15 protein-coding genes are annotated in these 24,985 nt (G+C 71.6%); all 15 read left to right on the forward strand.

Translation table 11 applies throughout. The features are described 5' to 3' along the window. The first annotated feature begins 758 nt into the window (after positions 1-758). The 15 genes from WMF43_RS03760 (at position 759) to WMF43_RS03830 (ending at position 24,945) form a co-directional block, all read left to right on the forward strand. On the forward strand, positions 759-3,140 hold the full coding sequence (locus WMF43_RS03760) for a thioredoxin domain-containing protein (protein ID WP_437677555.1): 2,382 nt from the start codon (positions 759-761) through the stop codon (positions 3,138-3,140). 454 nt (positions 3,141-3,594) lie between these two features. Continuing rightward, entirely contained in the window at positions 3,595-5,235 is a 1,641-nt protein-coding gene (locus WMF43_RS03765) for a GAF domain-containing protein (protein ID WP_437677556.1), read from the forward strand. Positions 5,236-5,248: 13 nt separating this feature from the next. Beyond that, on the forward strand, positions 5,249-6,958 hold the full coding sequence (locus WMF43_RS03770) for a sensor histidine kinase (RefSeq protein WP_437677557.1): 1,710 nt from the start codon (positions 5,249-5,251) through the stop codon (positions 6,956-6,958). After that, a complete protein-coding gene (locus tag WMF43_RS03775; RefSeq protein WP_437677558.1) occupies positions 6,955-7,908 on the forward strand; it encodes a TIGR02757 family protein in 954 nt (317 codons plus the stop codon). Before WMF43_RS03770 ends, WMF43_RS03775 begins: the two co-directional genes overlap by 4 nt. Before the next feature lie 834 nt (positions 7,909-8,742). Beyond that, positions 8,743-9,942 (forward strand): alpha/beta fold hydrolase, encoded by a 1,200-nt coding sequence (locus WMF43_RS03780; RefSeq protein ID WP_437677559.1) that lies wholly within the window; start codon positions 8,743-8,745, stop codon positions 9,940-9,942. Positions 9,943-10,047: 105 nt separating this feature from the next. Continuing rightward, a complete protein-coding gene (locus WMF43_RS03785; RefSeq protein ID WP_437677560.1) occupies positions 10,048-13,353 on the forward strand; it encodes an MXAN_6577-like cysteine-rich protein in 3,306 nt (1,101 codons plus the stop codon). Between the two features lie 252 nt (positions 13,354-13,605). Beyond that, positions 13,606-16,155 (forward strand): MXAN_6577-like cysteine-rich protein, encoded by a 2,550-nt coding sequence (locus WMF43_RS03790; protein ID WP_437677561.1) that lies wholly within the window; start codon positions 13,606-13,608, stop codon positions 16,153-16,155. Between the two features lie 275 nt (positions 16,156-16,430). Continuing rightward, on the forward strand, positions 16,431-17,537 hold the full coding sequence (locus tag WMF43_RS03795; RefSeq protein ID WP_437677562.1) for a hypothetical protein: 1,107 nt from the start codon (positions 16,431-16,433) through the stop codon (positions 17,535-17,537). 283 nt (positions 17,538-17,820) lie between these two features. Continuing rightward, entirely contained in the window at positions 17,821-18,177 is a 357-nt protein-coding gene (locus WMF43_RS03800) for an NADH-quinone oxidoreductase subunit A (protein ID WP_437677563.1), read from the forward strand. Positions 18,178-18,194: 17 nt separating this feature from the next. After that, on the forward strand, positions 18,195-18,743 hold the full coding sequence (locus WMF43_RS03805; RefSeq protein ID WP_437683938.1) for an NADH-quinone oxidoreductase subunit B: 549 nt from the start codon (positions 18,195-18,197) through the stop codon (positions 18,741-18,743). Next, a complete protein-coding gene (locus WMF43_RS03810) occupies positions 18,740-19,420 on the forward strand; it encodes an NADH-quinone oxidoreductase subunit C (RefSeq protein WP_437677564.1) in 681 nt (226 codons plus the stop codon). The genes WMF43_RS03805 and WMF43_RS03810 overlap by 4 nt, the downstream gene beginning before the upstream one ends. A gap of 6 nt (positions 19,421-19,426) precedes the next feature. Then, on the forward strand, positions 19,427-20,641 hold the full coding sequence (locus WMF43_RS03815; RefSeq protein WP_437677565.1) for an NADH-quinone oxidoreductase subunit D: 1,215 nt from the start codon (positions 19,427-19,429) through the stop codon (positions 20,639-20,641). A 142-nt stretch (positions 20,642-20,783) separates the two neighbouring features. After that, positions 20,784-22,484: a molybdopterin-dependent oxidoreductase gene (locus WMF43_RS03820; RefSeq protein WP_437677566.1), complete on the forward strand. Its 1,701-nt coding sequence runs from the start codon at positions 20,784-20,786 to the stop codon at positions 22,482-22,484. Continuing rightward, entirely contained in the window at positions 22,481-24,250 is a 1,770-nt protein-coding gene (locus WMF43_RS03825; protein ID WP_437677567.1) for a complex I subunit 1/NuoH family protein, read from the forward strand. The genes WMF43_RS03820 and WMF43_RS03825 overlap by 4 nt, the downstream gene beginning before the upstream one ends. 20 nt (positions 24,251-24,270) lie before the next feature. Beyond that, complete coding sequence (locus WMF43_RS03830) at positions 24,271-24,945, forward strand: NuoI/complex I 23 kDa subunit family protein (RefSeq protein ID WP_437677568.1); 675 nt, start codon at positions 24,271-24,273, stop codon at positions 24,943-24,945. Positions 24,946-24,985 lie beyond the last annotated feature (40 nt).

Raw genomic sequence — 24,985 nt, forward strand, 5'->3', positions numbered from 1 at the left:
GTGGGCTAGCCCTTGGTCCGCCTCCTGCTACTACCGGAGGCCAGAGCGCCCGTGACGGTCTCCCCCCCCGCCGTCGAATGGGCGCTCTGTTTCTTTTGTGCGCCGTGCGAGCCGCGCGTGCCGCCGGCAGCTGCTCGGTGCCGAGGCGCCGCCACGCGGTGGTGCACCCCGCATCTCAGGCCTCGGAGCACAGGCCCGGCGTGCTCGCCGGTGGACGGCGCCCCCTACCCTACCGCGCGCCGAGGCGAGCGACACCCTGCTCGGCGGCGCGCCTGCCAGGGCGGGCCAACACATCGCGCGGATCCGCGCCCGGCGCCCTCCGAACACGCCAGGGTAGCAAGGATGCAAACGCCTGTTTCAGGTTTGAAACAGATCGGGCAGATCTCCTAGGGAAAAGCCGCGGAAGCATGCGCGATCGCCCTTGGCCTGCGTCCTGCTATCTCCGTACGGCAGAGCGCCCGTGACGGTTCCCCCCCCCACCGTCGAATGGGCGCTCTGTTTTTTGTCCTCCTCCCACGCGGAAGCGTCCGCGCCGTGCCGCGACGGTAGGGGTGTTCGTCGCAAGGTCCCGGAGGGGGCGCACGCAGGAGCGGGAAGTCGGGAAGATCTTTGAGCATTCTTCCTCTTCTCGCGCTCTCGGATTCCCGTCTTCCTGCTCAACCCGGTGATTGCGCCGGCAAGTGCGACGTCGGCTCGGTCCCGCTGAGCTGGGCGCCTCCGTGTACGATGGCTTTTGACACCGACACGAGAGGGGACCCATGTCCGCGCCAGCGCCGCTCTTCCGCTCATCGTTTCTGCTGCTCCTCTGGCTCTGGCTCGCCGCCTGCGCGCCGAGCGCCGGGACCGCACCGCCGGCCGGCGAACGCCCGAGGGCCGTTGCGATCCCGCCGCCTCCTGCCGCCGCGCCGGCCACCGCCGCGGCGGTCGAGCCAGAGCCGGAGCCCGGCACCGCCGTGCCCGTCACCCGCGCCGACCCGTGGTGGGGCGAGCCGCTCGCGCCGGTCACCCTGGTGGTGTGGGGCGATTACGAGTGTCCTTTCACGTCCAGGTTCATGGCGACGCTGGAGATGCTGAAGCAGGCCTACGGGCCGGAGCGGCTGCGCATCGTCTGGAAGCACAATCCGCTGCCGTTCCACAAGAACGCGCGCCCGGCGCACCTCGCCGCCGAGACGGTGTTCCAGCTCGGCGGAGCCGGGGCGTTCTGGAAGTTCCATCAGCTCGCCTTCGCCAACCAGCGCGCGCTCGCGCCGGAGTCGTTCGAGGCCTGGGCCGCCGAGGCCGGCGTGGACCGGGCGGCGTTCCGCGCGTCGTTCGAGCAGCAGCGCGGCGCGCCCAAGATCGATGAGGACATCGCCGCGGGCACGGCGAGCGGCGTCACGGGTACACCCGTGTCGTTCATCAACGGCGTGATCCTCAGCGGAGCGCAGCCGCTCGACAAGCTCCAGGCCGTCATCGGCGAGCAGCTCCGGGCGGCCGAGGAGAGCCGCCGGGACGGCGTCCCGCCGGAGCGACTCTACGCGGCGCTCTCCGCGAAGAACAAAGCGCTCGCCCCCACGGCGCGAGCGCCGGCGCCGCCGGCCGACGAGACGACCGTCTGGAAGGTGCCTGTCGACGGGTCGCCCACCCGGGGCAACCCGGCCGCGCCGGTGACGCTGGTTATGTTCTTCAATTTCCAGTGTCCGTTCTGTCGCAAGGTCGCCCCGACGATCGACGCGCTCGAGAAGAAATACAGCGACAAGCTGCGCCTCGTCTTCAAGCACAACCCGCTTCCGTTCCACCCTCGGGCCGAGCCCGCCGCCGAGCTCGCGCTCGAAGCGAAAGCGCAGAAGGGCGACGCGGCCTTCTGGAAGGCGTACGCGCTGCTGCGGGAGGGCCCCCTGGACGACGCGGATCTCGTGGCGCACGCGAGGTCGCTCGGCCTCGACGTGGGGCGGGCGCAGCAGGCCGTCGCGGCGCGGCGGCACGCGGCGCGCATCCAGCGCGACCAGGCGCTCGCCGACGACCTCGCGAGCTCGGGCACACCCCATTTCTTCATCAACGGCAGGCGGCTCGTCGGCGCCCAGCCGGCAGAGAAATTCGAGGCCATCCTCGACGAGGAGATCGCGCGCGCCGCGAAGCTCGTCGCCGCGGGCACGCCGCCGGAGAAGGTCTACGACGCGCTGCAGAAGGACGCGAAGACCGGCGCGCCGCCCGAGCGGATCCTCGCCCCCGCGCCGACCGGCGACAACCCCGGCAAAGGAGCAAAGCCCGGCGCGAAGGTGACCATCCAGATGTTCGCCGACTTCCAGTGCCCGTTCTGCAGGCGCGTCCAGCCCACGCTCGACGAGATCATCGCCGCCTATCCGGGCCAGGTCCGCGTGGTCTTCCGGCACCTGCCGCTCCCCATGCACAAGCACGCGCCCCTCGCCGCCGAGGCATCCATCGAGGCGTTCCGGCAGAAAGGCGAGGCCGGCTTCTGGGCGATGGCGCAGCGCCTGTGGGAGGACCAGTCCGAGACCGGGCTCGATCGCGCGGCGCTCGAGCGCAAGGGGGCCGCGATCGGGCTCGACGTGGCGAAGCTCGCCGCCGCGCTCGACGCGCGCGTGCACCGCGCGGCGGTCGAGGCGGACGAGAAGCTCGCCGAGAGCCTGCACATCACGGGCGCGCCCGCCTTCGCCATCAACGATTACTTCCTGAGCGGCGCGGAGCCGGCATGGCGGTTCAAGCGGCTCGTGGACAGAGCGCTCGGCCCGCACGTCCCCCCCACGATGGATTCGCTGCACGGCGTGCGAAAGCCCGCACCCCAGCCGCCCGCTGACCGGCCGCCTGCGGTGCCTGGTCTGCTGGGCGCCAAGCACCTCCTCGTCATGTATGCGGGGTCACGGCGGTCTCCGCCGCACATCACCCGCACCAAGGACGAGGCGCGCGTCCTCGCCGAGCACCTGCTCCGGCGAGCGCAGCGCGGGGAGAGGTTCGAGGACCTCGCGGCCCAGCACAGCGACGAGCCGGGCGCCGCCGCGCGCGGCGGCGATCTCGGCAAGTTCCCGAAGGGGGCGATGGTGCCCGAGTTCCAGCAGGCGCTCGAGAACACCGCTGTGGGCGCGCTGAGCGGGGTCGTGGAGACGCCGTTCGGCTTCCACATCATCCTCCGGACGCAGTAGCTCGGAGGCGCGGGCGCACCGGGGTCGAGGCGCCGCCGGGATCCTCGGAGGTCGCGTGGAGGTGCAGAGTCGCGCCGCACGAGAGCCTCGCGCCGGCGGCTGGGCGTCTGACGCCGCTCCCGCTTTGCGCGCAGCGCAGCGGGCGCCTCGCGTACGACCAGGGCTGAGCGGCCACATCGGCAAACGCCCTGCGTCACCGGAATACCCGGCGGCCGTTCAGTGACCGAGCGGGTTCGTCTGCGGCGCCTCGCCGCGAGCCGCGGTGGTATCTCAGGACTTGCCGGATTCTCCTCGCCGGCCTCGATTGGAGAAGTTTTCATTCCTTCCGGCAAGGGGCGGCGCTCTCTTTCCGGGCGGACTGCGCGTTGACCCCTCTCGCGGGCGTCGAGTAGAACGATCGTCGCGCCAGCGCGCGCGACCCAGTCAGCGCCAGCGCGGATTGGAACCGCAAACGATGCGTTGGTTCGTCGAGATCTCGTCCCTGGGCCAGAAGGAGCAGCCCACCAAGAAGGTGTGCGTCGAGGCCCCGCAGTGGCAGCCCGCGCTGCAGAAGGCCCGGGCGCTCCGCGGCGACAATGGGCCGCTCAACAACTTCTCGGTGGACCTGCTGGAGACCGGCTACCGGGCGATCGATCCCGCGACACGCGTGCGGTATTTCGTCCAGCGCGCGCCGGACGACGCGGCGCTCACCGACGGGACCGAGCCGCCCGCCGCAGCGGCCGCGCGCGGCGCCGCCGACGACGCGCCTCCGCCACGAAAGCGCCCGGCGGCGGCCACCGTGCCGTTCATCTCGATGGGCGCCGCGCTCCTCGTGCCGGAGCCGGCAGGCGCGGCGGCCAGGCCCGAGCGGGACGCGGCAACGGCGCCGGAACGGTCCGCCGCCCTGGCGAACGATACGGCGGCCAAGCCGGAGCCGAGCGCCGCGCCGGAGCCGAGCGCCGCGCCGGAGCCGGGCGCCGCGCTAGAGCCGGGCGCCGCGCCGGAGCCGGGCGCCGCGCCGGAGCCGGGCGCCGCACCGGAGCCGAGCGCCGCGCTAGAGCCGAGCGCCGCGCCGGAGCCGGGCGGGCTGCCGCCGTTCGAGCTCGTGTCGCAGCGCGAGGAAGATCCGTCGGAGCGGTCGCCGCTGACGTACCGAGAGCTCGTCTATGCGGTCGCGCCGGGCACCCCGCGCGATCTCGTCAAGGCGCTTCTGCTCGACCGGTTCGAGGACGCGAGGCAGCGGATCGACGATGCCCGCCCCGGCAAGTTCATTCATCTCGCCGTGTTCGATCACGTCTTTCACGAACGGCCTCAGCGCGGCCCGCTCGCGACCCTTGCCTGGAAGGACTGGCGCTCGGAGGAGCCCGAGATCCAGTTCCGCCCTCGCGCCGGCGCCACCACGCCTCCGCCAGCTCCAGCCGCGGCGCCGCCGCCGTCGCCCACCGAGCCGCCGTCCCCTGAGCCACCGAGCGCGCCGCCTGCCCCCGGCGCCGCGTCGCCCATGGCCGAGGTCGTCCGCCTCACGCCGACCTCGCCGAGGAGCCGCTCCTCCCGCCCGCCGCCGGGCGGGCGCCTCTCCGGCGACGACCTCCTCGCCGAGCTGTTCGAGGCGTGCAGCGACCTGCACTTCCTTCAAGGGACCCTCCAGGGCGCGGACTTCATCCTGGCGCTCACGCTCCAGAAGATCCCGTGCGCCCTCGGGCTCGTGTCGCTGTTCGACATCAACCGGCGCGAGTTCGTCGTCGTCCGGCAGCACGGCGGCAAGAGCGCGCTGCTCGCCAGGCTGCCCGAGCGGGCGCCGCTCGCGCAGGCCGCGATGCGCTCGCGGCGCGCCGTCGTCGTGCCCGACGCGGCCGCGGACGAGCGCGCGAGGGACGAGCGGTGGGCCGCGATGGACGTCGAGCTCCGGAGCCTCGTCTGCGCGCCCGTGGAGCTCGCGGGCCGCTACCTCGGCCTGATCGAGCTCGGCAACCCGCTCGACGGCCGCCCCTTCTCCGAGGGCGACGGCAACGCGCTCACCTACATCGGCCAGCAGTTCGCGGAGTTCGTCGGGGCGCGCGGCGTGGTCGTCGAGCCCGACCTCGTGACCGCCGGGGCGAAGAGGGCCGCCCGCTAGCGGCGGGGCTGCGATGGACCTCCTCCCCTCGGCCGGGCAGCGGCACCGCGTCCCGTACTTCGCCCTCGTGCCGGCCATCGTCGTGGCCGTGCTCGTGCTCGGCGGGATCGCCCTGCGCACGACCCTCCAGATCGAGAAGGCCCGCCAGCAGACCGTCTTCGCCGCGACGCTCGCCCTCGCCGACGAGCGCGTCGACCGCCTCGACAAGCTGATCATCGCGCAGGACAACGTGATCGCCGCGCACGTCGACGTCGCGAACCTCCCCGCCATCGCGCGCCGCTGGCTCCCCACCGCGGCCCGCGAGACGCCGACCGTGCGCGCCATCCTCGTCCTCGACATGGAGCACGACGCCCACGACGTGCTCGCCTTCGTCTCGCGCGGCGCGTCCGGGCAGGAGGACGACGCGTTCCGCAGGCTCCTGCTCGCCCGCCTCCTGCCCCAGATGAAATTCGGGGGCGACGGGGCCGAGCTGCGCCACCTCCACCACGTCATCGACCAGCAGAGCCTGCTCGTGAGCTACTGGCAGCGCGAGCACCTGGGCCGCCGGTACCTCGTCATCGCCTGGCACGAGGTGGCCCGCCTGGTCCACGAGGTGATGCCCCGCCTGTTCCGCGACCTCGACCGCGGCAACAGCCGGATGAACGTCATCGACGAGGAGGGGCGCATCGTGTTCGGCCCGCCGATCAAGGGCGGCGAGTTCACCGTGGGGCGCCCGTTCCCGACCACGCTCTACAACTGGCACCTCCAGGTCGCGCTCACCACCGCCGAGGAGCTCGGCCAGAGCGTGGAGCGGCAGCGCCTGATCGAGATCCTGATGGTCGGCTTCTCCGCCGTGGTCGCCCTCGCCGGGCTCGCGATCGTGGTGCTCGCCTCCGTGAACGAGCGGCGGCTCGCCGCCCTGAAGAGCGATTTCGTCGCGAACGTCTCCCACGAGCTCAAGACGCCGCTCTCCCTCGTCCGCATGTTCGGCGAGCTCCTGCTCGGCGACCGCGTCCCCAACGACGAGAAGCGCCGCCAGTACCTGCAGATCATCGTGAGCGAGAGCGAGCGGCTCACCGCGCTCATCGAGAACGTCCTCGATTTCGCCCGGGTCGAGCGCGGCAAGGCCGCCTACGAGTTCGCCCGCGGGAGCGTCGCCGAGGTGGCCACGCGCGCGGTCGACATGTACCACTACCGCGCCGAGCGCGAGGAGGTGGCCGTCGAGCTCACCCTCGCCGAGGGGCTGCCGGAGGCGCTCATCGACGCGCGCGCGCTCGAGCTCGCGATCGTGAACCTGCTCGACAACGCGCTCAAGTACGCGAAGGACGGCGGGCGCGTCGACGTGTCGGTCGAGGTCGAGGGCGGGCGAGGGGGGCGCCTCGCCGCGCTGACCGGCGCGGCGGATCGCGTCGTCGTCCGCGTGAGCGACCGCGGGCCGGGCATCGATCCGGACGAGCAGAAGCACATCTTCGAGCGCTTCGCGCGCGGCCGGCGGGCGAGCGAGCGGCACGTGCGCGGCAGCGGGATCGGGCTCGCGCTGGTGAAGCACATCGCCGAGAGCCACGGCGGCGCCGTGCGGGTCGAGAGCCCGCTCACCGAGGACGGGCGCGGCAGCGCGTTCATCGTGTCGATCCCCGCGCTGGCGCGCGATCCGGAGGCGCAGGAGCGGGCCGCGCCGGCCGAGGCGCCGCCGGAGCCGGAGCGGAGCGCGCCCTCGTCGGCGCGGGGCGAGGAGGCGCCGTGACGTCGCCCCGCCGCGACGCCGCGCAGGCCGCCGCGCGCAAGGATGCGCGGGCCGCCGCGCGCGAGGGCGTGCGCGCCGCCGCGCGCAAGGATGCGCGGGCCGCCGCGCGCGACGCCGCCCTGAAGGCGGCGCTCGACGAGGTGCGCGCGCGGTGCGCCGTCGAGGAGCGCCGCGCGCAGGATCCGGTCTCGTTCGTCCATCGCTACACGGACCCGGCCGATCAGGAGCTGGTCGCGCTGCTCGCCGCGTCGCTCGCCTTCGGCAACGTGAAGGCGCTGCGCGCCAAGATCGGCGAGGCGCTCGACCGGCTCGGCCCGGAGATCGCCCGCGTCGCGGACGACCCCCGGGCCGTCTCGGCGCGGCTGCGCGGCTTCCGGCACCGGGTCTACCAGGGCCGCGACCTCGCGGGGCTGCTCGTCGGCGCCCGCCAGGTGCAGCGCGCCTCGGGCTCGCTCGGCGCCGCCTTCGCGGCCGAGCTCTCCCGCAGCGGCGATCTGCGCCAGGCCCTCGGCGCGTGGGTGCGGGCGATCCGGACCGCGGGCGGCCTCGACCGCCGGCCGAACGACCGCGGCGCGGCGCACATCCTCCCCGATCCCGAGAAGGGCAGCGCCACCAAGCGGCTCATGCTGCTCCTGCGCTGGATGATCCGCCCCGCCGACGGCGTGGATCTCGGCCTCTGGCCGGTGCCCCCGTCCGCCCTGCTGATCCCGGTCGACACGCACATCGAGAAGCTCGGTTACAACATCGGCCTGACCGACCGCAGGGGAGCCACCTGGAAGACCGCGGAGGAGATCACCGCCGCCCTCCGGCGCTTCGACGCCGCCGACCCGGTCAAGTACGACTTCGCCCTCTGCCACCTCGGCATGCTCCAGCAGTGCCCGTCACAGCGCGACCCGGTCCGCTGCGAGGGCTGCGGCGTGAAGGCCGTCTGCCGGTACTGGGATGAGTGAGCACGCCGTGCACGCTCGCTTTTGCCCCGGACGTTCTCGCTGCGCCCCGGACGGGCACACGGAACCCTTCGAAATCGCAAAGGATTTCAGTTTTGATTTGCAGGCGCGCAAGGACGGCGGAGCTTCTGCTTCGTAACTAGCTGATGTCTGGTTCCAAGCAGGCCGGCACGGAGCCTGCACTAAAGGTGGGCGAGCGCCGTCGCGGAGACCTTCCCCCCCCAGGTCCGCGAGGCGCTTTTTTCATTTTGTCCGTTCGTCGCGCTCGTCGCGCTCGTCGCGCTCGGTCGTGATGTCGGCCGCGTAGGTTGGGGTGCGGCGGCTTGCCTGGGCCCGCACGAGCGGTGCGCAAGGTGAGCGCCGCAGCGGAGCCCCCCCGAGCTCCGCTGCGGCGTTCTGGTGTTGCGTACCCCGTGCGCACGGGCGCGCTTGCGGACGTCTTGCCGCCTCTCTCTCTCGTCCAGGCGCCTTGCGACCGCCATGCCACGGAGCCGGCCGTCGATCGTGGCACTTTTGTGCACGGCCGTGATGAAGGCCGCGCGCTCCTCGCGGCGCGCCGCGTCGCCGCGCGCCGCTCGCCGCTCGCCGCGTCGCCGCGCGCTCGCGCCGTTTGCCCTGCGTGTACGCCGAAAGAAACGAGCGCGAAACGCGCGGCCGGCTGTTCATCGAAACACGATGTCGGCGAGCATGGGCCAATCCTCACGACGATGGCCGACCAGCGAACCGGTGAGCGGGCCTCCACGAGCGGCTGGCCCACGCGCTCTCCGACGATCAAGAATGTTCCGGCGGCCGAGCTTGCCCGCATGCGGAGGTCCAGCCAGCGAGTAGAGTATGTGTATGGTCTGGACATTCGGGGCTTACCTCCTCGTCGCGCTGGCGCTCGCCGCGCTCGCGGCGGTCGCGCTCTGGGCGCACCTCTTTTACTGGGTCAAGCGGCTGACCCTCTCGCTCGAGTACAGCGCAGAAGAGGTGGTGAAGACCGAGGACGGCGCGCGGATCGAGATCCGCCGCGTCCCATGCCCGCCCGGAGCGGCCGCGCAGCCGGACCTGCCCCCCATCCTCCTGGTCCATGGCATCGCCGCCAACCACAGGAACCAGGATATCCACCCCGATTACTCCCTCGCCCGCCACCTCGCCGCGCTCGGGCGCGATGTGTGGCTGCTCACGCTGCGGAGCGGCCTTCTGCTCACCCGCTCCGAGCGGCGCAACGTCCACTTCTCGGCCATGGCGCGGTACGATCTGCCCCGCGCCTTCGACGTGATCCTGGAGCGCACGTCGGCCCGCTCGCTCGATTACGTCGGCTTCTCGATGGGCGGCATGCTCCTTTATGCCGCGCTCGGCCGGAGCGTGCCGGAACATCGGGTCCGCCGTGTGGTCATCGTGGGCTCGCCGGGTCGGATTTCCGGTCCGGGGCGGCTCCTCCGCCACGTGCCGGCCCGGCTGCTCCCGGGCGTCCCGCTGCGCCTCATGGCACGCAGCGTCGCGTTCGCCTCGGAGTGGCTGCCGACGCCGCTCCACCGCGCGGTGGCCAATCCGCGCAACGTGCCTCCCGGCGTGACGCGGCTCGCGCTCGTCAACTGCATCGAGGACATCCCCGCCGGGCTGAACGCGGACTTCGCCGCCTGGATCGGGGGCGACGGTGAGATCCGGGTGGAGGGAGAAAAGGTCCTGGACGGACTCGCGTCCGTCTCGGCGCCGGCGCTGTTCATCGCGGGCAGCGCCGACAGGATCGCGCCGGTCTCGGCGGTGCGCGCGGCGTTCGACGCATGGGGGCGCGATCACCCGGAGACGCCGAAGCGGTTTCTCGTGCTCGGGCGCGACTTCGGGGCGCGGGAGGATTACGGCCACGGGGATCTCGCCGTGGGCGCTTATACGGGAGCCGAGCTCTTCGAGCCCATCGCCCGCTTCCTCGGCCCGGACGCACAGCCCGAAGAGACCGCGGGGCCCGAGACGGGCGCTCCGGCGCTGGACGCAATCCAGGCGCGTCAGCCGACCTCGAACGATGCCGGCCCGCTGCCGGACGTCCCGCCGGCCTAACACGTTTCATCCGTCATTGCGGAAGGGGCGCGGAGGGGCGTATTCTCGATCTCGGGTCTCTCAAAGCCACCACCCGGTGGCCGGCGCGCTTGCCAAAGGATGTTCATGAGTCAACCCGGGTTGCGCTCCAGGTTCGAGCTGGCGTCGGTCGCGTTCTGGCTGACGGCGGCGAGTCTCGTCGCCTCCGCCGTGTCCTGCGCGCAGGGCGGCAATTCCATCGCGGATTGTGATGACGGCCTCTCGCTCTGCGGCGGCACGTGCATCGACACGCAGACCGACCCTGACAACTGCGGCGACTGCAACGTCGCCTGCGAGGGCGGAGCGCGGTGCGCGGCGGGCAGGTGCGTCGGCGGAGGCGGAGAGGGCGGAGAGGACAGCGACGCCGCCACGTCCGGGACCGGCGGCGACGGCTGCGGCCCTGGCGAGGTGGAGTGCGAGGGCAGCTGCGTCGCGCTCGGGACCGACGCGCAGAACTGCGGCAGCTGCGGCAACACGTGCCCGGAGGACCAGACCTGCGAGGGCGGCGCCTGCCGCTGCGCCCCAGAGCTGACGGCCTGCGACGGCAGCTGCGTGGATCTCGAGAGCGACCCGCATCATTGCGGCGCCTGCGAGACCTCGTGCGCTTACAACGAGACGTGCGCGGAAGGGGCGTGCCGCTGCAACGAGGGCCTCGCCGAGTGCGACGTCGAGGGGCCCGAGGGGACGTCTCGCGCGTGCTTCGATCTGGCGAGCCACCCGCATCACTGCGGCGCGTGCGGCGCGGCGTGCGAGCCGGGGCTGTACTGCCAGCGGGGCGAGTGCACCTGCGTCGTCGGCCCCTACGAGGACATCGGCTCGACGGTCCCGCTGCGCGTGGAGGGGAGCACGCTGGGAGCAGATACGTATTTCGGCCTCGACTGCGTGGCCAGCGGCTCGACCGAGCTGGCCTACAAGTTCACGGCGCCCCAGGGCGGCCTGTACAAGTTCGATACCACGGGGTCGAGTTATGACACCGCGCTGGGCGTGCTGGACTTCGACGTCTGCGACGAGCTCGCGTGCAACGACGATGGCCCCCGCGGGGCACAGGCGATCACCTCGACGCTCCTCGAGGAGGGGGAGTCGGTCCTCCTCGTCGTGACCGGCTACAACGGCGCGCAGGGCGACTTCGCCCTCAACGTCACGTGGTCGGCGCCGCCGGTCTGCCCGGTGGGCACGATCGAGCCGACCCTGCCGCAGGTCATCAACGACGACACCACCACGCGCGGCGACTACAACACGCCGAGCTGCGGCTCGGCCGGCAGCCCCGACGCGAGCTACACGTTCACCGCGCCTGCCGCCGGCAGGTACGTCTTCGACACGTTCGGCTCCTCGTCCGACACCCTCCTCGAGCTGCGCAACGGGTCCTGCACCGGGTCGGTGATCGCCTGCAACGACGACACGGGGACTGGAGCGGAGTCGCGCCTCGTGGCGAACCTCTCTGCGGGCCAGACGGTGGTCGCGTTCGTCGAGGTCGCCGAGGGCGAGGCTGGTCCCATTACGCTCAACGTCACCGAGTACGTGCCGCCGCCGTGCCCGGAGCTCGATCTGGGCTCCACCACGCCGCAGACCGTGCGCGGCAGCACCACGGGGCGCGATCGCGCCCTCCCGTCCCCCTGCGCCGGCGGCTACGGCCCCGAGGTCACCTACCGGTTCACCGCGCCCGAGTACGCGCTCTACACCTTCGACACCTTCGGCTCCGGCTTCGATACGGTCCTCCACATCCACGACGGGACGTGCGCCGGCACGAGCCTCGGCTGCAACGACGACACGGCCGGCGTCCGGGAATCCGAGGTGAGCGTGGTGCTGAGCGCGGGGCAGACCGTCGTCGTGGTCGTCGACGGCTTCGGCGAGTCGAGCGCCGGCGCCTACACGCTCAACGTGAACAGCGTGCTCATCCCTCCCTGCCCGGCGATCGATCTCGGATCGACGGTGCCTCAGTCCGTGACCGGATCGACGGCGGACGCGGTCGACATCCTGCGCCCGGCCTGCGGCGGCAACCGCGGCAAGGAGCTGACCTACAGCTTCACCGCGCCCGAGGACGGCACGTACGTCTTCGATACGCTCGGATCCTCCTTCAACACGGTCCTCTACGCGCGCGACGTCGACTGCGCCGGTCCCTCGCTCGGGTGCAACGCCGACGCGGGCGGAGGGCAGCAATCGCGGCTCTGGCTCAACCTCCGCGCAGGCCAGACGATCGTCCTCGTCGTCGACGGCAACACCACGGCGGACGCGGGGGACTTCACGCTCTCCGTCCAGCAGTTCACGGGCGCCACCTGCGCGGCGCCGATCGATCTCGGCTCGGCCACCCCGCAGGTCGTGACCGGCAGCACCGTGGGCCAGCCCGAGCTCGTGAGCCCGGCGTGCGGCAGCTCCAGCGCCCCGGAGGTGGTCTACAGCTTCACCGCGCCGGAGAACGGCACCTATATCTTCGATACGTCCGGATCCAGCTTCAACACGATCCTCCAGGTCTTCGATGGAACCTGCGGGGGGAGATCGCTCGGCTGCAATGACGACTCGGGCGGCCCGCAGTCGCGGGTCCACGTGGACCTGACCGCCGGCCAGACCGTCCTCGCCGTCGTCGACGGCCAGAGCTCGAACGCCGGGGACTACGTGCTCAAGGTGGAGCGCTACACCGCGCCCGGCACCTGCTCGACGGCGATCGATCTCGGCCGGACCGTCCCGCAGACCGCGACCGGGAGCACCACGGGGGCGCTGAACCGCCACGCGACGACCTGCGGCTACTCCAACACCTCGGAGATCGTGTACACGTTCACGGCGCCGGAGGACGGGCGTTACCTGTTCGACACGTTCGGGTCGGCGTTCGATACGATCCTGCAGCTGCGCCAGGACGGCTGCGCGGGCGTCTCGCTCGGGTGCAGCGACAACGCGGGCAACCCGCAATCCGCGGTGAACGTCCCGCTCGTCGCCGATCAGGTGGTCGCCGTGATCGTCGATGGCTCGTCGTCGCAAGCGGGCAACTACACCCTGAACGTCAGCCGGTTCGACGGGTCCGGCACGTGCGAGGCTCCGATCGATCTCGGCTCGGAGCTGCCGCTCACCAGGACCGGCTCCACGGCGACGCAGCCGAACTCGACCTCGCCCCCGTGCGTCGGCTCGTCCACGGCGCCGGACGTGGTGTTCTCCTACACCGCCCCGGCCGACGGCACGTACGTTATCGACACGGTCGGATCGAATTTCGACACGGTCCTCACGGCGCGCGAGGATGGCGATGGATGCACCGGCGCATCGCTCGGCTGCAGCGATGACGTGAGCGGCATCGGGCGAGCGTCGCGCGTGACGCTGACGCTCACCGCCGGTCAGGTCATTGTCATCGCCGTCGACGGCTTCGGCACGGCGCTGGGCAATTACACGCTGAACATCAATCCCGGTTGAACCTGCATTGCGCGCGCGCTACGTGCCGAGGCGACCGCGCCGCCCGACGCCGCGCGCGCCGCCCGACGCCGCGCGCGCCGCCCGACGCCGCGCGCGGCCTCGATTCCAGTCGAGCCCCGCCGCCCGGCGCGCCGGGAACCCGCACACATCCAGCACCGCCGCCCGTTGCGGACGCCTCGGCCGTGAGCGTATCCTCGCGCGCGGCTTGCGCTTCGCTTCGCCTCGATCGGCCAGGAAACACCAAGGATGGCTATGAAAAGATTCCGAACGCGCCTCACGCCCACCCTCTCGTCCGCTGCGCTGCTGCTGGCCGCGGGGGTCGTCTTCGCGGCGTCGTGCGCCCAGAGCTCCAATTCGTCGGGGGAGTGCCGTGATGGGCTGTCGCTGTGCGATGGCCAGTGCGTCGATACCCAGGCCAACGCGGACCATTGCGGCGCGTGCGGCGACGCCTGCGCGGAGGGGCAGGGCTGCGCGGAGGGCCGCTGCCAGGGTGGCGAGGGCGGCGAGGGCGGCGGCGGCGAGGGCGGCGGCGGCGCCGGCGGCGAAGGCGGCGAGGGCGGCCGAGGCGAGTCCGACGGGGGGTGCGACGAGGGCGAGACCGACTGCGCCGGCGTCTGCGCCGACCTCGAGAGCAACCCGCGGCACTGCGGCGCGTGCGGCGAGGAGTGCGCGGAGGGGCAGATCTGCGCGGACGGCGAGTGCGGCTGCGGCGAGGGCCTCGAGGACTGCGACGGCGCCTGCGTGAGCCTCCAGAGCGACATGGCGAACTGCGGCGCGTGCGGGGAGAGCTGCTCGCCGAGCCAGCAGTGCGTCGAGGGCGCCTGCACCTGCTCCGAAGGCCTCGCCGAGTGCGGCGTCGCGTGCGCCAACCTGCAGACCAGCGAGCTCCACTGCGGCGCGTGCGGCGTCGCGTGCGAGCGAGGGGCGTTCTGCCAGGAGGGCGCGTGCTCCTGCGTCCTCGGCACGACCGAGGAGATCACGAGCTCGCTCCCGCTGACCTTGACGGGGACGACCGTCGGGGGCGAGACGAACTATGGCCTCGCGTGCGTGGCCGCCGGCTCGTCGGAGCATGTCTATCTCTTCACGGCCCCCGAGCACGGGACCTACACGATGGATACCTTCGGGTCCGGGTTCGACACGGCCCTTGGCGTGGTGGGCGCGGTCGACTGCGCTCAGCTCGGCTGCAACGACGACGCCCAGGGCGCCCAGTCCAAGCTCCGAGTCATCCTCACAGAGGGGCAGTCGGTCCTCGTCGTCGTGACCGGCTTCGACGGCGCGGAGGGCGAGTTCAAGCTCAACCTGGGGCAGGCCGGCCCGCCGATCTGCCCCACGACCGACGAGGTCATCACCGAGCTCCCGCAGGTCATCACCGGCGACACCGCGCTGCTCGGCGACCGGTTCACGCCGACCTGCGGCGACCCCGACGGCCCTGACGCGAGCTACGTCTTCACGGCGCCGGCCGACGGAAAGTACGTCTTCGATACGTTCGGCTCCGGGTACAACACCGTGCTCGAGCTGCGCGACGGCGGGTGCGACGGCCGCGTGATCGCTTGCAACGACGACTCCCAGGAGGGCGCGCAGTCGCGCATCACGACGGACCTCACCGCCGGACAGACGGTCGTGGTCGTCGTCGACGGCGCGAGCGGCGAGGCCGGGCCCTTCACGCTGAACATCTCCGAATGGGTCCCGCCCCCGTGCCCCATGGAGGATCTCGGCTCCACGTTCCCGCAAAGCGTGAACCGCAACACGACCGGCCTCGACCATTACCTGGAGCCGTCCTGCCTCACGGGCGCCGCCCCCGAGATGAGCTTCAGCTTCACGGCGCCCGCCGCCGGGCGGTACACGTTCGACACGTTCGGCTCGAGCTTCGACACCGTGCTCCACGTCCACGATGGCAGCTGCACGGGCCGGTCGCTGGGCTGCAACAACGACGCGACGTCCTCCCAGTCGCAGGTCGTGACGCCGCTCGCGGAGGGGCAGACGGCGTACGTGGTCGTGGACGGCGCGTTCGGGAGCTCCGGCGCCTTCACGCTCAACGTCGACGGGATCCTCGCGCCCCCGTGCCCGGAGAACGAGCTCGGGTCGGTCGTGCCGCAGACGGTGACGGGCACCACCGCCGGCCGCGGCGACTTCGTGAGCGCGGCCTGCGGCGCGCCCGGCGGCGCCGAGGCGACCTACAGTTTCACCGCCCCGAACGACGGCGTGTACGTCTTCGACACGTTCGGATCGAGCTTCAACACGATCGTCCACGTGCTCGACGGCTCGTGCGGCGGCGCGTCGCTCGGCTGCAACGACAACACGGCGGGCCCGCAGTCGCGGGTGGCGGTGCCGCTCACGGCGGGCCAGGCGGTCGTCGTCGTCGTCGACGGCGCCGGCACCAGCGCGGCGGGCGCCTACACGCTCAACGTCAGCCTGTTCGACGGCACGGCCACCTGCGCGAGCCCCATCGATCTCGGGTCGACGGTGCCGCAGACGGCGACTGGCCCCACCTTGACCCAGCCGAACTCCGCCGCGCCGAGCTGCGTCGCGTCCAGCGGCAACGACCGGGTCTACCGCTTCACCGCGCCGGCGGACGGGACCTACGTGATCGACACGTTGTCCTCGACCTTCGATACGGTCCTCCACGTGCACGACGGCGACAGCTGCACGGGCGCCGAGCTCGCGTGCAACGACAACGCGAGCGGCGTCACCTCCCGGGTGAACGTGACCCTCACCGCGGGGCAGGTGATCACGATCGTCGCCGACAGCCGGCCCTCCTCGTCCGGCAACCTCACGCTGCACATCAACGCCGCGGCCCCTTGACGCGACGCGGCGTCGCGGGTCGGCCCGCGGCAGGGCCGCCCGCGGCAGGGGCGTAGGGTCAGGTGGCCCGGCGTGGCGTGATGGATGGCGGTGGCGGGCGGCGCACCCGCTCGCCGCGCCGCCCGGCGGCCCGCCTGGCGGAGCAGCGCCGCGGATCCCTAGGAGTTTTCTTGAGAGCTGCGCGCGCCCGTGCGAGTCTCGCGCCCCGGGACGCGCGTCCGTCATCCTCCGGGACGTGTCCCCGTGCTCCGGATCGAACCATGCCAAAGGAACGTGTGTTCTCTCTCGATGCCGTGCGGACCGACGGCTGGTTCGAGCGTATAGGCGACGGCATCGGCAGCTTCCAGGCCCTGTGTGAGATCGTAGGCGAGGCGTTCTTCGCGTTCTCGATGATTACGGGCGCGCGCATCACCGCGCTGACCGTCGATCGCCGCAACCCGGACAACACGCTGGTCGACTTCGTTATCGCGCCGCCGGGCGAGGAGGACATCGACGGCGACGTCCAGCGGCTCACGCTCGCCGACTTCCGCCACCGCCTGGTCGGCGCCCTGCTCACGGACGACACGACGCCCCACGCCCCGGAGCGGGACACCGACCTCGAGGGCATCCAGCTCCACATCGGCGTCCGCTACCTGCTGCTCGCCCCGCTCTACGGGTACAGCCTCCGCAAGCTCTTCGTCGAGGGGAAGACCTCGCGCCTGCTCCTCCTGCGCGACGGCATCGAGGAGACGCACGAGCTCAACGAGTTCCGCGCGCGCATCCGCTCGCACGTGCGCGACGAGCTGGAGCGGGCATCGGCCGGGGCGCGCTCCGCGATCGATCTCACGAAGGTCGCCGAGGCCGAGGTCGCCTCGCAGCGCGGCGACTTCCCGAAGGTGATCCAGCTGCTCGGCACGTGGCCGGCGCCGCTCGCGATCTTCCTGCGCACCCCCGAGGGGCAGATGCTGACGCCGGACGCCCGCAGCCTGATCGCCAAGGGCCTCGGCCTGCTCGGCACCGCCTGCGTCAAGCTCGGCGAGGAGCACCAGGGCGAGGAGGTCATGCGCCTCGCCGTGCAGTACGCGCAGGATGGAGCCGCCGCCGGCGACATCTTCCGCCGGCTGGGCGAGGCCATGCTCGACGACGGCCGGGCGGGCGAGGCCATCGGGCCGCTCCGGCGCGCCGCGAACCTCGGCGCCCCGCCCAAGCACATCTGGCCGCTGCTCGCGCGGGCGTTCGTGCAGCGCAAGAAGTTCGTCGCCGCGCTCGCCTGCGTCCGCGAGGCGCGGAGCGCCGGCGTGCCGGACGCCGAGATGGTCGAGGAAATCCGCGAGATCGAGGCCACCCTGGGCACGGCGCTCACCGCGTGGCGCGGGCTGGTCCTCGCCGCGAACCGCTCCTAACGTGGCGGGGCGTCGCCGGCCCAGCGCGCGGGCGTCGCGTGACATCACGCCACGGACCGCCTCCATTGACACCCCCGCGGCGGGCGACTAGATCCGGCGCCCGGCGCGGATTAAGCCGAGATTGCTCGGATTTTCGCTGGCTTCCGGCAGGGTCCCCGCGCCGCTCTCATCAAGTTGGACTGCATGGTTCGGGGCCGCGGGCCCTGAGGTCTCGCCTGAAAAGCCGCGCGCTGCGGCGAGACGGTCGACCCTCCCGGGGGTTACCCGCAGGAGTGCTCTCTCGATGGCCACCTACATCCCCTTGTTCCTGCTGTTTCTCGTGGCCGCCGTCATCGCGCTCGCGATGTTCACGCTGACGTCGCTGCTCGGCCCGAAGAACCCGACGGCCGAGAAGATGATCCCGTACGAATGCGGCAGCGATTCGACGGGCGGGCGCTTCGTCAAGCCGAGCGTGAAGTTCTACCTGACGGCGATCCTCTTTGTCGTGTTCGACATCGAGGCGGTCCTTATTTACCCGTGGACGATCCAGTTCCGCTCGCTGGGCTGGACGGGCCTCGCGACGATGGGCTCGTTCATCGCGCTGCTCGTCGTCGCCCTCGTGTACGTGTGGAAGAAGGGAGCTCTGGAATGGGAGAAATAACGAGCGGCAGCACCTCGATGCGGGTGCTCGACGGGGGCGAGCACGGCTTCGCGACCACCCGCGTGGACGCGCTGCTCAACTGGGCGAAGAAGTACTCCCTGTTCCAGTACCCGTTCGTGACGGCGTGTTGCGGGATGGAGTACATGGCCATGGCGAGCCCGCGCTACGACATGGCGCGGTTCGGCGCCGAGGTGCCGCGCTTCTCGCCGCGCCAGGCCGACCTGCTCTGGGTGGTGGGGACCATCAGCCAGCGCCAGGCGCCCGCGCTGAAGCGCATCTACGAGCAGATGGCGGACCCGAAGTGGGTCCTCGCCTTCGGGACGTGCGCGTCGTGCGGCGGGTTCTACGACAACTACACGACCGTCGCCGGCATCGACAAGGTGATCCCCTGCGACGTCTACGTGCCCGGGTGTCCGCCGCGGCCCGAGGCGGTGCTCGACGGCCTCATGCTGCTCCAGGACAAGATCGCGCGCGGCGATCGCACGCCCGCGATCGTGAAGCCGCGGGAGGATCCCGCGCAGGCCGAGCGGCTGGTCACCCTGCGCAAGGACAGGAGCGCGCCGTGAGCAAGAAGGTCCTCGAGATCCTGACGGCGCAGTTCCCGGGCGCGATCCTGGAGACGCACTCGCAGTTCGGCGACGACACCGCCGTCATCGACCCGGTCGCGTGGCGCGACGTCGCGCTCTTCCTGCGCAACGACCCGCGCTGCCTGATGAACATGTTCGTCGACCTCACCGCGGTCGACTACCTCTGGCGCGGCGACGTGCCCCGCTTCGAGGTGGTCTGCCACCTCCGCTCGCTCGAGCGGGCCCACCGCATCCGGATCAAGGCGCGCGTGGGCGACGAGGAGGGCAACGGCGCCGAGCTCGACTCGATCGTCCCGGTGTGGAAGGGCGCGAACTGGTTCGAGCGCGAGTGCTTCGACCTGCTCGGCATCGTGTTCAAGGGGCACCCCGACCTCCGGCGCATCCTGATGTACCCGGAGTTCCAGGGGCACCCGCTGCGCAAGGACTACCCCGCGAACCGCATCCAGCCGCTGGTGCCGTTCCGCGACGTCCCGAACACCGGCAAGCTGCCGCCGTTCGGCCCCGACGAGGGCATGAGCTTCGGCCGCCAGTCGCACGATTTCGCGCTCTACGACGACGGGCGCGGCGCAACCCTCGAATCCACCGGCGGCGACGAGCCTTCCGACAAGGCCAAGCCGCACGGCATCAGCCCGCTCGTCCTCGAGGAGCGAAGTTAAGCCACCATGGAACCTCTGGATCGCGATCTTGACGCGGGCGAGCTCGAGCTGCCGAGCGAGCCGATGCTCCTCAACATGGGGCCGTCCCACCCGGCGATGCACGGCACGGTGCGGATCGTGCTCGAGCTGTCCGGCGAGACGATCAACAAGGCCGACGTGCAGATCGGCTACCTGCACCGCGGCTTCGAGAAGATGTGCGAGCGCGGCACGTGGACGCAGGTCTTCCCGTACGTCGACCGGCTCAACTACGTCTCGCCGATGCTCAACAACGTCGGCTTCGCGCTGGCGGTCGAGAAGATGCTCGGCGTCACGGTCCCGGAGCGCTGCCAGTACTACCGCGTGATCCTCGGCGAGATGGCGCGGATCTGCGACCACATGATCTGCAGCGGCGCCATGAGCATGGAGCTCGGCGCGTTCACGCCGTTCCTCTACCTCTGCCGCGCGCGCGAGATCTTCTGGGAGATCTTCGAGGAGGAGACCGGCGCCCGCCTGACGCACAGCTTCGGCCGCGTCGGCGGCATGGCGCGGCCGCCCACGGCCGACTTCAAGGCGATGGTCCGGGCCGGCCTCGCCCGCGTGCTCACGCTCGTGCACGACGCCGAGAAGCTCATCCTGAAGAACCGCATCTTCCTCGATCGCCTCGACGGCGTCGGGCGGATCTCGAAGGAGGACGCGCTCGCGCTCGGCTGGACCGGCGTCTGCCTCCGGGCGACCGGCGTGCCGTACGACGTGCGCCGCGCGCACCCGTACATGGTCTACGACCGCCTCGACTTCGACGTGCCGGTCGGGACGCGCGGCGACAACTACGACCGGTTCATGTGCCGCCAGGAGGAGATCCGCCAGGCGGGCAGGATCATCGAGCAGGCGCTCGATCAGATGCCCGACGAGGGGCCGATCAACGTCGACGATCCGCGGATCGTGCTGCCGCCCAAGGAGGAGGTCTACACGACCATCGAGGCGACGATCCAGCACTTCAAGATCGTGATGGAGGGCATCAAGGTGCCCGCCGGCGAGTGCTACTCGTACACCGAGGCGGGCAACGGCGAGCTCGGCTTCTACCTGGTGTCCGACGGCAGCGGCACGCCCTACCGGGTCCGCATCCGCCCGCCGTGCTTCGCCACGACGCAGGGGCTCTCCCAGCTCATCACCGGGCTGATGATCCCCGACGTCGTGCCGACCTTCGGCTCCCTCAACATGATCGGCGGGGAGTGCGACCACTGAGCGGGGCCCCTGAGCGAGGCGCCTCCGCGAAACCGAGCGAAGACGAGCGAGGACCGAGCGACGGCGAGAGGAGCGCTCGCGTCGACCGACCGACTTAAGGATGCAGGGGCCCTGCGCGGCCCTGCCGGGAATCGAGATCACGATGCCTACGATCAAGATCGACGGAAGGGAGATCCCCTTCGAGAGCGGTGACACGATCATCCGGGCGGCGCACCGCTCCGGGATCGACATCCCCCACTACTGCTGGCACCCCGGCCTCTCCGTCGCCGCCAACTGCCGGATGTGCCTCGTGGAGGTGCTGCCCCCGCCGGGGCGGCCGGCGATGAGCCTCGACATCCTGCGCTGGGATCCGGCGAAGCAGGACTACGTGCCGGCGGCGAAGCCGAAGCTCCAGCCCGCGTGCCAGATGGGCTGCGCGCCCGGCATGGAGGTGCTCTCCGAGAGCAGCGAGCACGTGGCCGAGGCGCGCTCGGCGGTGCAGGAGCTGCTCCTCCTGAACCACCCGGTCGACTGCCCGATCTGCGACCAGGCGGGCGAGTGCCGCCTCCAGGACTACTGGCTCGAGCACCAGCGCAAGGGCAAGCGGATGCAGCAGGAGCCGGTCCACAAGCCGAAGGCGGTCGTCTTCGGGCCGACCATCGTCTACGACGCCGAGCGCTGCATCGTCTGCACGCGCTGCATCCGCGTCTGCAACGAGCTCGCCAAGGACCCGGTGCTCTCGGTCCGCGAGCGCGGCAACCTCGGGGAGATCACGGTCTCGCCGGGGCGGGAGCTCGACCACGACTACACGCTGATGACCGAGCACGTGTGCCCGGTCGGCGCGCTCACGTCGAGCGACTTCCGGTTCAAGGCGCGGGTCTGGTTCCTCCGCAGCGCCCGGACCGTCTGCCAGGGCTGCGCGACCGGCTGCAACGCCTACCTCGACTACGATCCGCGCAACAACACGCCGTACCGGCACCGGCCGCGCGAGAACATGGCCGTCAACACGTACTGGATGTGCGACGACGGCATGCTCTCGTACCGGCGCGCGGTCGAGGGGCGGCTGCTCACGGCGCTCGTCGGCAACGACGACGCGAGCCTCGACGACGCGCTCGCCGCGGCCAAGGAGCAGCTCGCGGGCCACGCCGACGACCCGTCGAAGGTCGCGATCGTCCTGTCCGCCCAGCACTCGAACGAGGACAACTTCGCGCTCTACCACCTGGCGACGACGTACCTCGGCGCGACCGACTTCTTCGTGTCGGGCAAGCCGCTCGGCCGGGGCGACGAGATCCTCATGAGCGAGGACAAGAACCCGAACACCCGCGGCGTGATGCAGATCGCGGCGGCGACCCCGCCGCGCCCGGTCGCGGAGCTGCTCCAGGGGATCGCGTCGGGGCAGTACGCGTTCGTGCTCGCGCTCGGGTCGGACCTCGAGGTCGACGCGGGCGAGGCGCAGCGGGCGCTCTCGCGCCTGAAGGGCGTGGTGACGATCGCCGCGCACGAGGGGCCGCTCGCGAAGGCGGCGCGCGTCGCGCTGCCCGCGTGCTCGTGGGCCGAGGCCGAGGGGACGTACGTGAACCGGAAGGGCATGGCGCAGGGCAGCGAGCGGGCGATCCGCCCGCACGGCGACGCGCGCCCCGCCTGGGAGCTGATCGGCCGGCTCGGGCGCACGCTCGGCTACGCGACCGGCTGGAAGACCCTCGCCGACATCCGCCGCGCGATGCCGCCCGGCGCCGCGGTCGCGGGCGGGCTCTCCCCGGCGCCGGCGGCGCCCGGCGGCGCGCCCGGGCCGCACGCGGCCGCGGCGACCGCCGTCGCCGACGTGGCGCGGCCTGAGATCAAGAAGACGGAGGCCACGGCATGACCAGCGTCGAGGTCGTTCTCGCGATCGTCAAGATCCTCATCGTTGTCCTCTTCCTGCTGAACATGGCGGCGATCGCCACCTGGGCCGACCGGCGCCAGGGCGCGATGGTGCAGGACCGCGTCGGCCCGAACCGCGCCGTCGTCTACCTGCCGTCCCTGATCGTGAAGGCGATCGTCCTCTTGCCCCCGACGCTGCTCGGGGCGCTCGCCGTGCTCACGGCGACGCGCCAGATGACCGCGGCCGCCGGGGCCGAGGCGCTCGTGATCGGCGCGCAGCTCGCCGTGCTCGTGGGCTGGTTCAGCCTCCTCGTGTTCTGCGCGTCGGCCCGCAAGGGCGGCCCGATCAACGCGGCCGAGGAGGCGCTCGCCCGCGTCGACCCCCGGAGCATCTTCTACGCCGGCGTGATGGCCCACGTGCTCGTCTTCTTCGTGACGCAGGCGGTCCCGCTCTCGGCGGCGCCGCTCGCGGCGCGGGTCGCGAACGGCCTGCTCGCCGGGCTGCTGTTCGTGTCGGGCATCTACGCGGCCGCGCGTGTGCCCGAGGGCAAGGTGCCGCTGCGGCTGCTCGGCACGCTCCACGCCGCCGCCGACGCGATCAAGATGATCTGGAAGGAGGACTTCATCCCGAAGAACGCCGACCGGCTCCTCCACTCGCTCGCGCCGCTGCTCGCGATGTTCCCGGCGCTGGTGACGTTCGCGGTCATCCCGTTCGGCGACAAGCTCTGCTTCGAGGACAACGGCGACCGGGTCTTCGGCTTCGCGGATCTCGCGAACCTCAAGCACACGGTCGACCCGGCGTTCACCTGCAACGGCCACGTCGTGAACCTGCAGGTCGCCGACCTCAACGTCGGCATCCTGTACATCTTCGCGATGGCGGGCACGGGCGTCATCGGCGCCGCGATCGCCGGCTGGGCGAGCGACAACAAGTTCTCGCTGCTCGGCGGGCTGCGCGCCGCGAGCCAGATGGTCAGCTACGAGGTCGCGATGGGCCTCAGCGTCGTCGGGCTCTTCATCATCTACAGCAGCGTCCGGCTCGGCGACATGGTGCAGTGGCAGGTCAACCACGCGTGGGGGATCTTCGTGCAGCCGGTCGCGTTCTTCCTGTTCCTCGCGGCGCTCGCCGCCGAGACGAAGCGCATCCCGTTCGACCAGCCCGAGGGCGAGAGCGAGATCGTCGCCGGCTACTTCGTCGAGTACTCCGGCATGAAGTTCGGGATGTTCATGACGGGCGAGTACGTGGAGCTCATCACGTCGAGCGCGCTGCTCGTCACGCTCTTCTTCGGCGGCTACCACCTGCCGTTCCTCGACCGCGACGGCCTCAACGTCGCGATCGGCGGCGTGCAGCTCCTGCCGAAGTACCAGATGACGCACCTCGCCGTGAGCGTGATCTACGTGGTCGCGTTCTTCGCGAAGACGATCCTCATGACGTGGGTGCAGGTCTTCTTCCGCTGGACGCTGCCGCGCTTCCGTTACGACCAGGTGATGCGGCTCGGCTGGACGAAGCTCCTGCCGCTCGCGATCGCGAACATGATGGTGACCGGCGTCCTGGTGCTGGCGGTCGACTCGGCGCCCGCCGGGCTCCGCGACGGCCTCCAGGCGGCCGCCGACGTCACGCAGGCGGTCGTCGCCCTCGGCGGGTTCGCCGCGGTCGTGGCGCTGATCGTCGGGCTGCTCGAGCCGGTCGAGCGCAACCGCTTCCTCCATTCCACCGCGGCCCGGTTCGCCGCCGCCGCGGGCGGCACGAAGGCGTCGCCCCAGCAGGCGTAAGCAGGCGCAGGAGAACCCCCATGCCGAAAGCTCCCCTGAGCAACCCCTGGACGAAGCCGGCCGGCAAGCCGATCGCCGGCAAGCCCATCCCGCGCCCCAACCGGAGCGCCGACGTGCAGGCCTACATCCCCGAAATGGTGAAGGGGCTGGGCCTCACGATGAAGCACTTCTTCAAGAACACGAAGGAGATGGTCCTCGGCCAGAAGCCGGATCCGGTGCTCGAGTCGCTCGAGCCGGGGGTCACGACCATCAGCTACCCCGAGGAGAAGCGCCCCTACCCGGAGCGCTTCCGGGGCGTCCACCGGCTCACGCTGCGCGACGACGGCTCGCCCCGCTGCGTCGCCTGCCTCTGCTGCTCGACGGCGTGCCCGGCCCAGTGCATCGCGATCGACCCGGCCGAGTACCCCGAGGGCGACCGGCGGCGCGGCTACGAGCGGTACCCGGGCAGCTTCGTCATCGACGAGCTCCGCTGCGTGTTCTGCGGCTTCTGCGTCGAGGCGTGCCCCGTCGACGCGATCCGGATGGACACGGGCCTCCACGCGGCGCCCTACGACTCGCGCGAGCAGTTCATCTACCGGCGCGACCTCCTCATGGCGCTCAGCGACCGCGACGGCACGCAGGTGACCGCGAACCCGCGCCACGAGCCGGGCGACCCGACCCACCCGGGCCTCACGCGCGATCACGCCGAGCACTGACCCGGCCGGCGGGGCCGCCCGCCGCGGCCCCTCGCCGCCC

It is taken from the genome of Sorangium sp. So ce131, from assembly GCF_051519095.1.
In the GTDB taxonomy this organism is placed as follows: Bacteria; Myxococcota_A; Polyangia; order Polyangiales; family Polyangiaceae; genus Sorangium.

Coding starts and splice junctions, on each gene's coding strand:
- WMF43_RS03760 (WP_437677555.1), top strand. CDS start 759: ATGTCCGCGCCAGCGCCGCTCTTCCGCTCATCGTTTCTGCTGCTCCTC.
- WMF43_RS03765 (WP_437677556.1), top strand. CDS start 3,595: ATGCGTTGGTTCGTCGAGATCTCGTCCCTGGGCCAGAAGGAGCAGCCC.
- WMF43_RS03770 (WP_437677557.1), top strand. CDS start 5,249: ATGGACCTCCTCCCCTCGGCCGGGCAGCGGCACCGCGTCCCGTACTTC.
- WMF43_RS03780 (WP_437677559.1), top strand. CDS start 8,743: ATGGTCTGGACATTCGGGGCTTACCTCCTCGTCGCGCTGGCGCTCGCC.
- WMF43_RS03785 (WP_437677560.1), top strand. CDS start 10,048: ATGAGTCAACCCGGGTTGCGCTCCAGGTTCGAGCTGGCGTCGGTCGCG.
- WMF43_RS03790 (WP_437677561.1), top strand. CDS start 13,606: ATGAAAAGATTCCGAACGCGCCTCACGCCCACCCTCTCGTCCGCTGCG.
- WMF43_RS03800 (WP_437677563.1), top strand. CDS start 17,821: ATGGCCACCTACATCCCCTTGTTCCTGCTGTTTCTCGTGGCCGCCGTC.
- WMF43_RS03805 (WP_437683938.1), top strand. CDS start 18,195: ATGCGGGTGCTCGACGGGGGCGAGCACGGCTTCGCGACCACCCGCGTG.
- WMF43_RS03815 (WP_437677565.1), top strand. CDS start 19,427: ATGGAACCTCTGGATCGCGATCTTGACGCGGGCGAGCTCGAGCTGCCG.
- WMF43_RS03820 (WP_437677566.1), top strand. CDS start 20,784: ATGCCTACGATCAAGATCGACGGAAGGGAGATCCCCTTCGAGAGCGGT.
- WMF43_RS03825 (WP_437677567.1), top strand. CDS start 22,481: ATGACCAGCGTCGAGGTCGTTCTCGCGATCGTCAAGATCCTCATCGTT.
- WMF43_RS03830 (WP_437677568.1), top strand. CDS start 24,271: ATGCCGAAAGCTCCCCTGAGCAACCCCTGGACGAAGCCGGCCGGCAAG.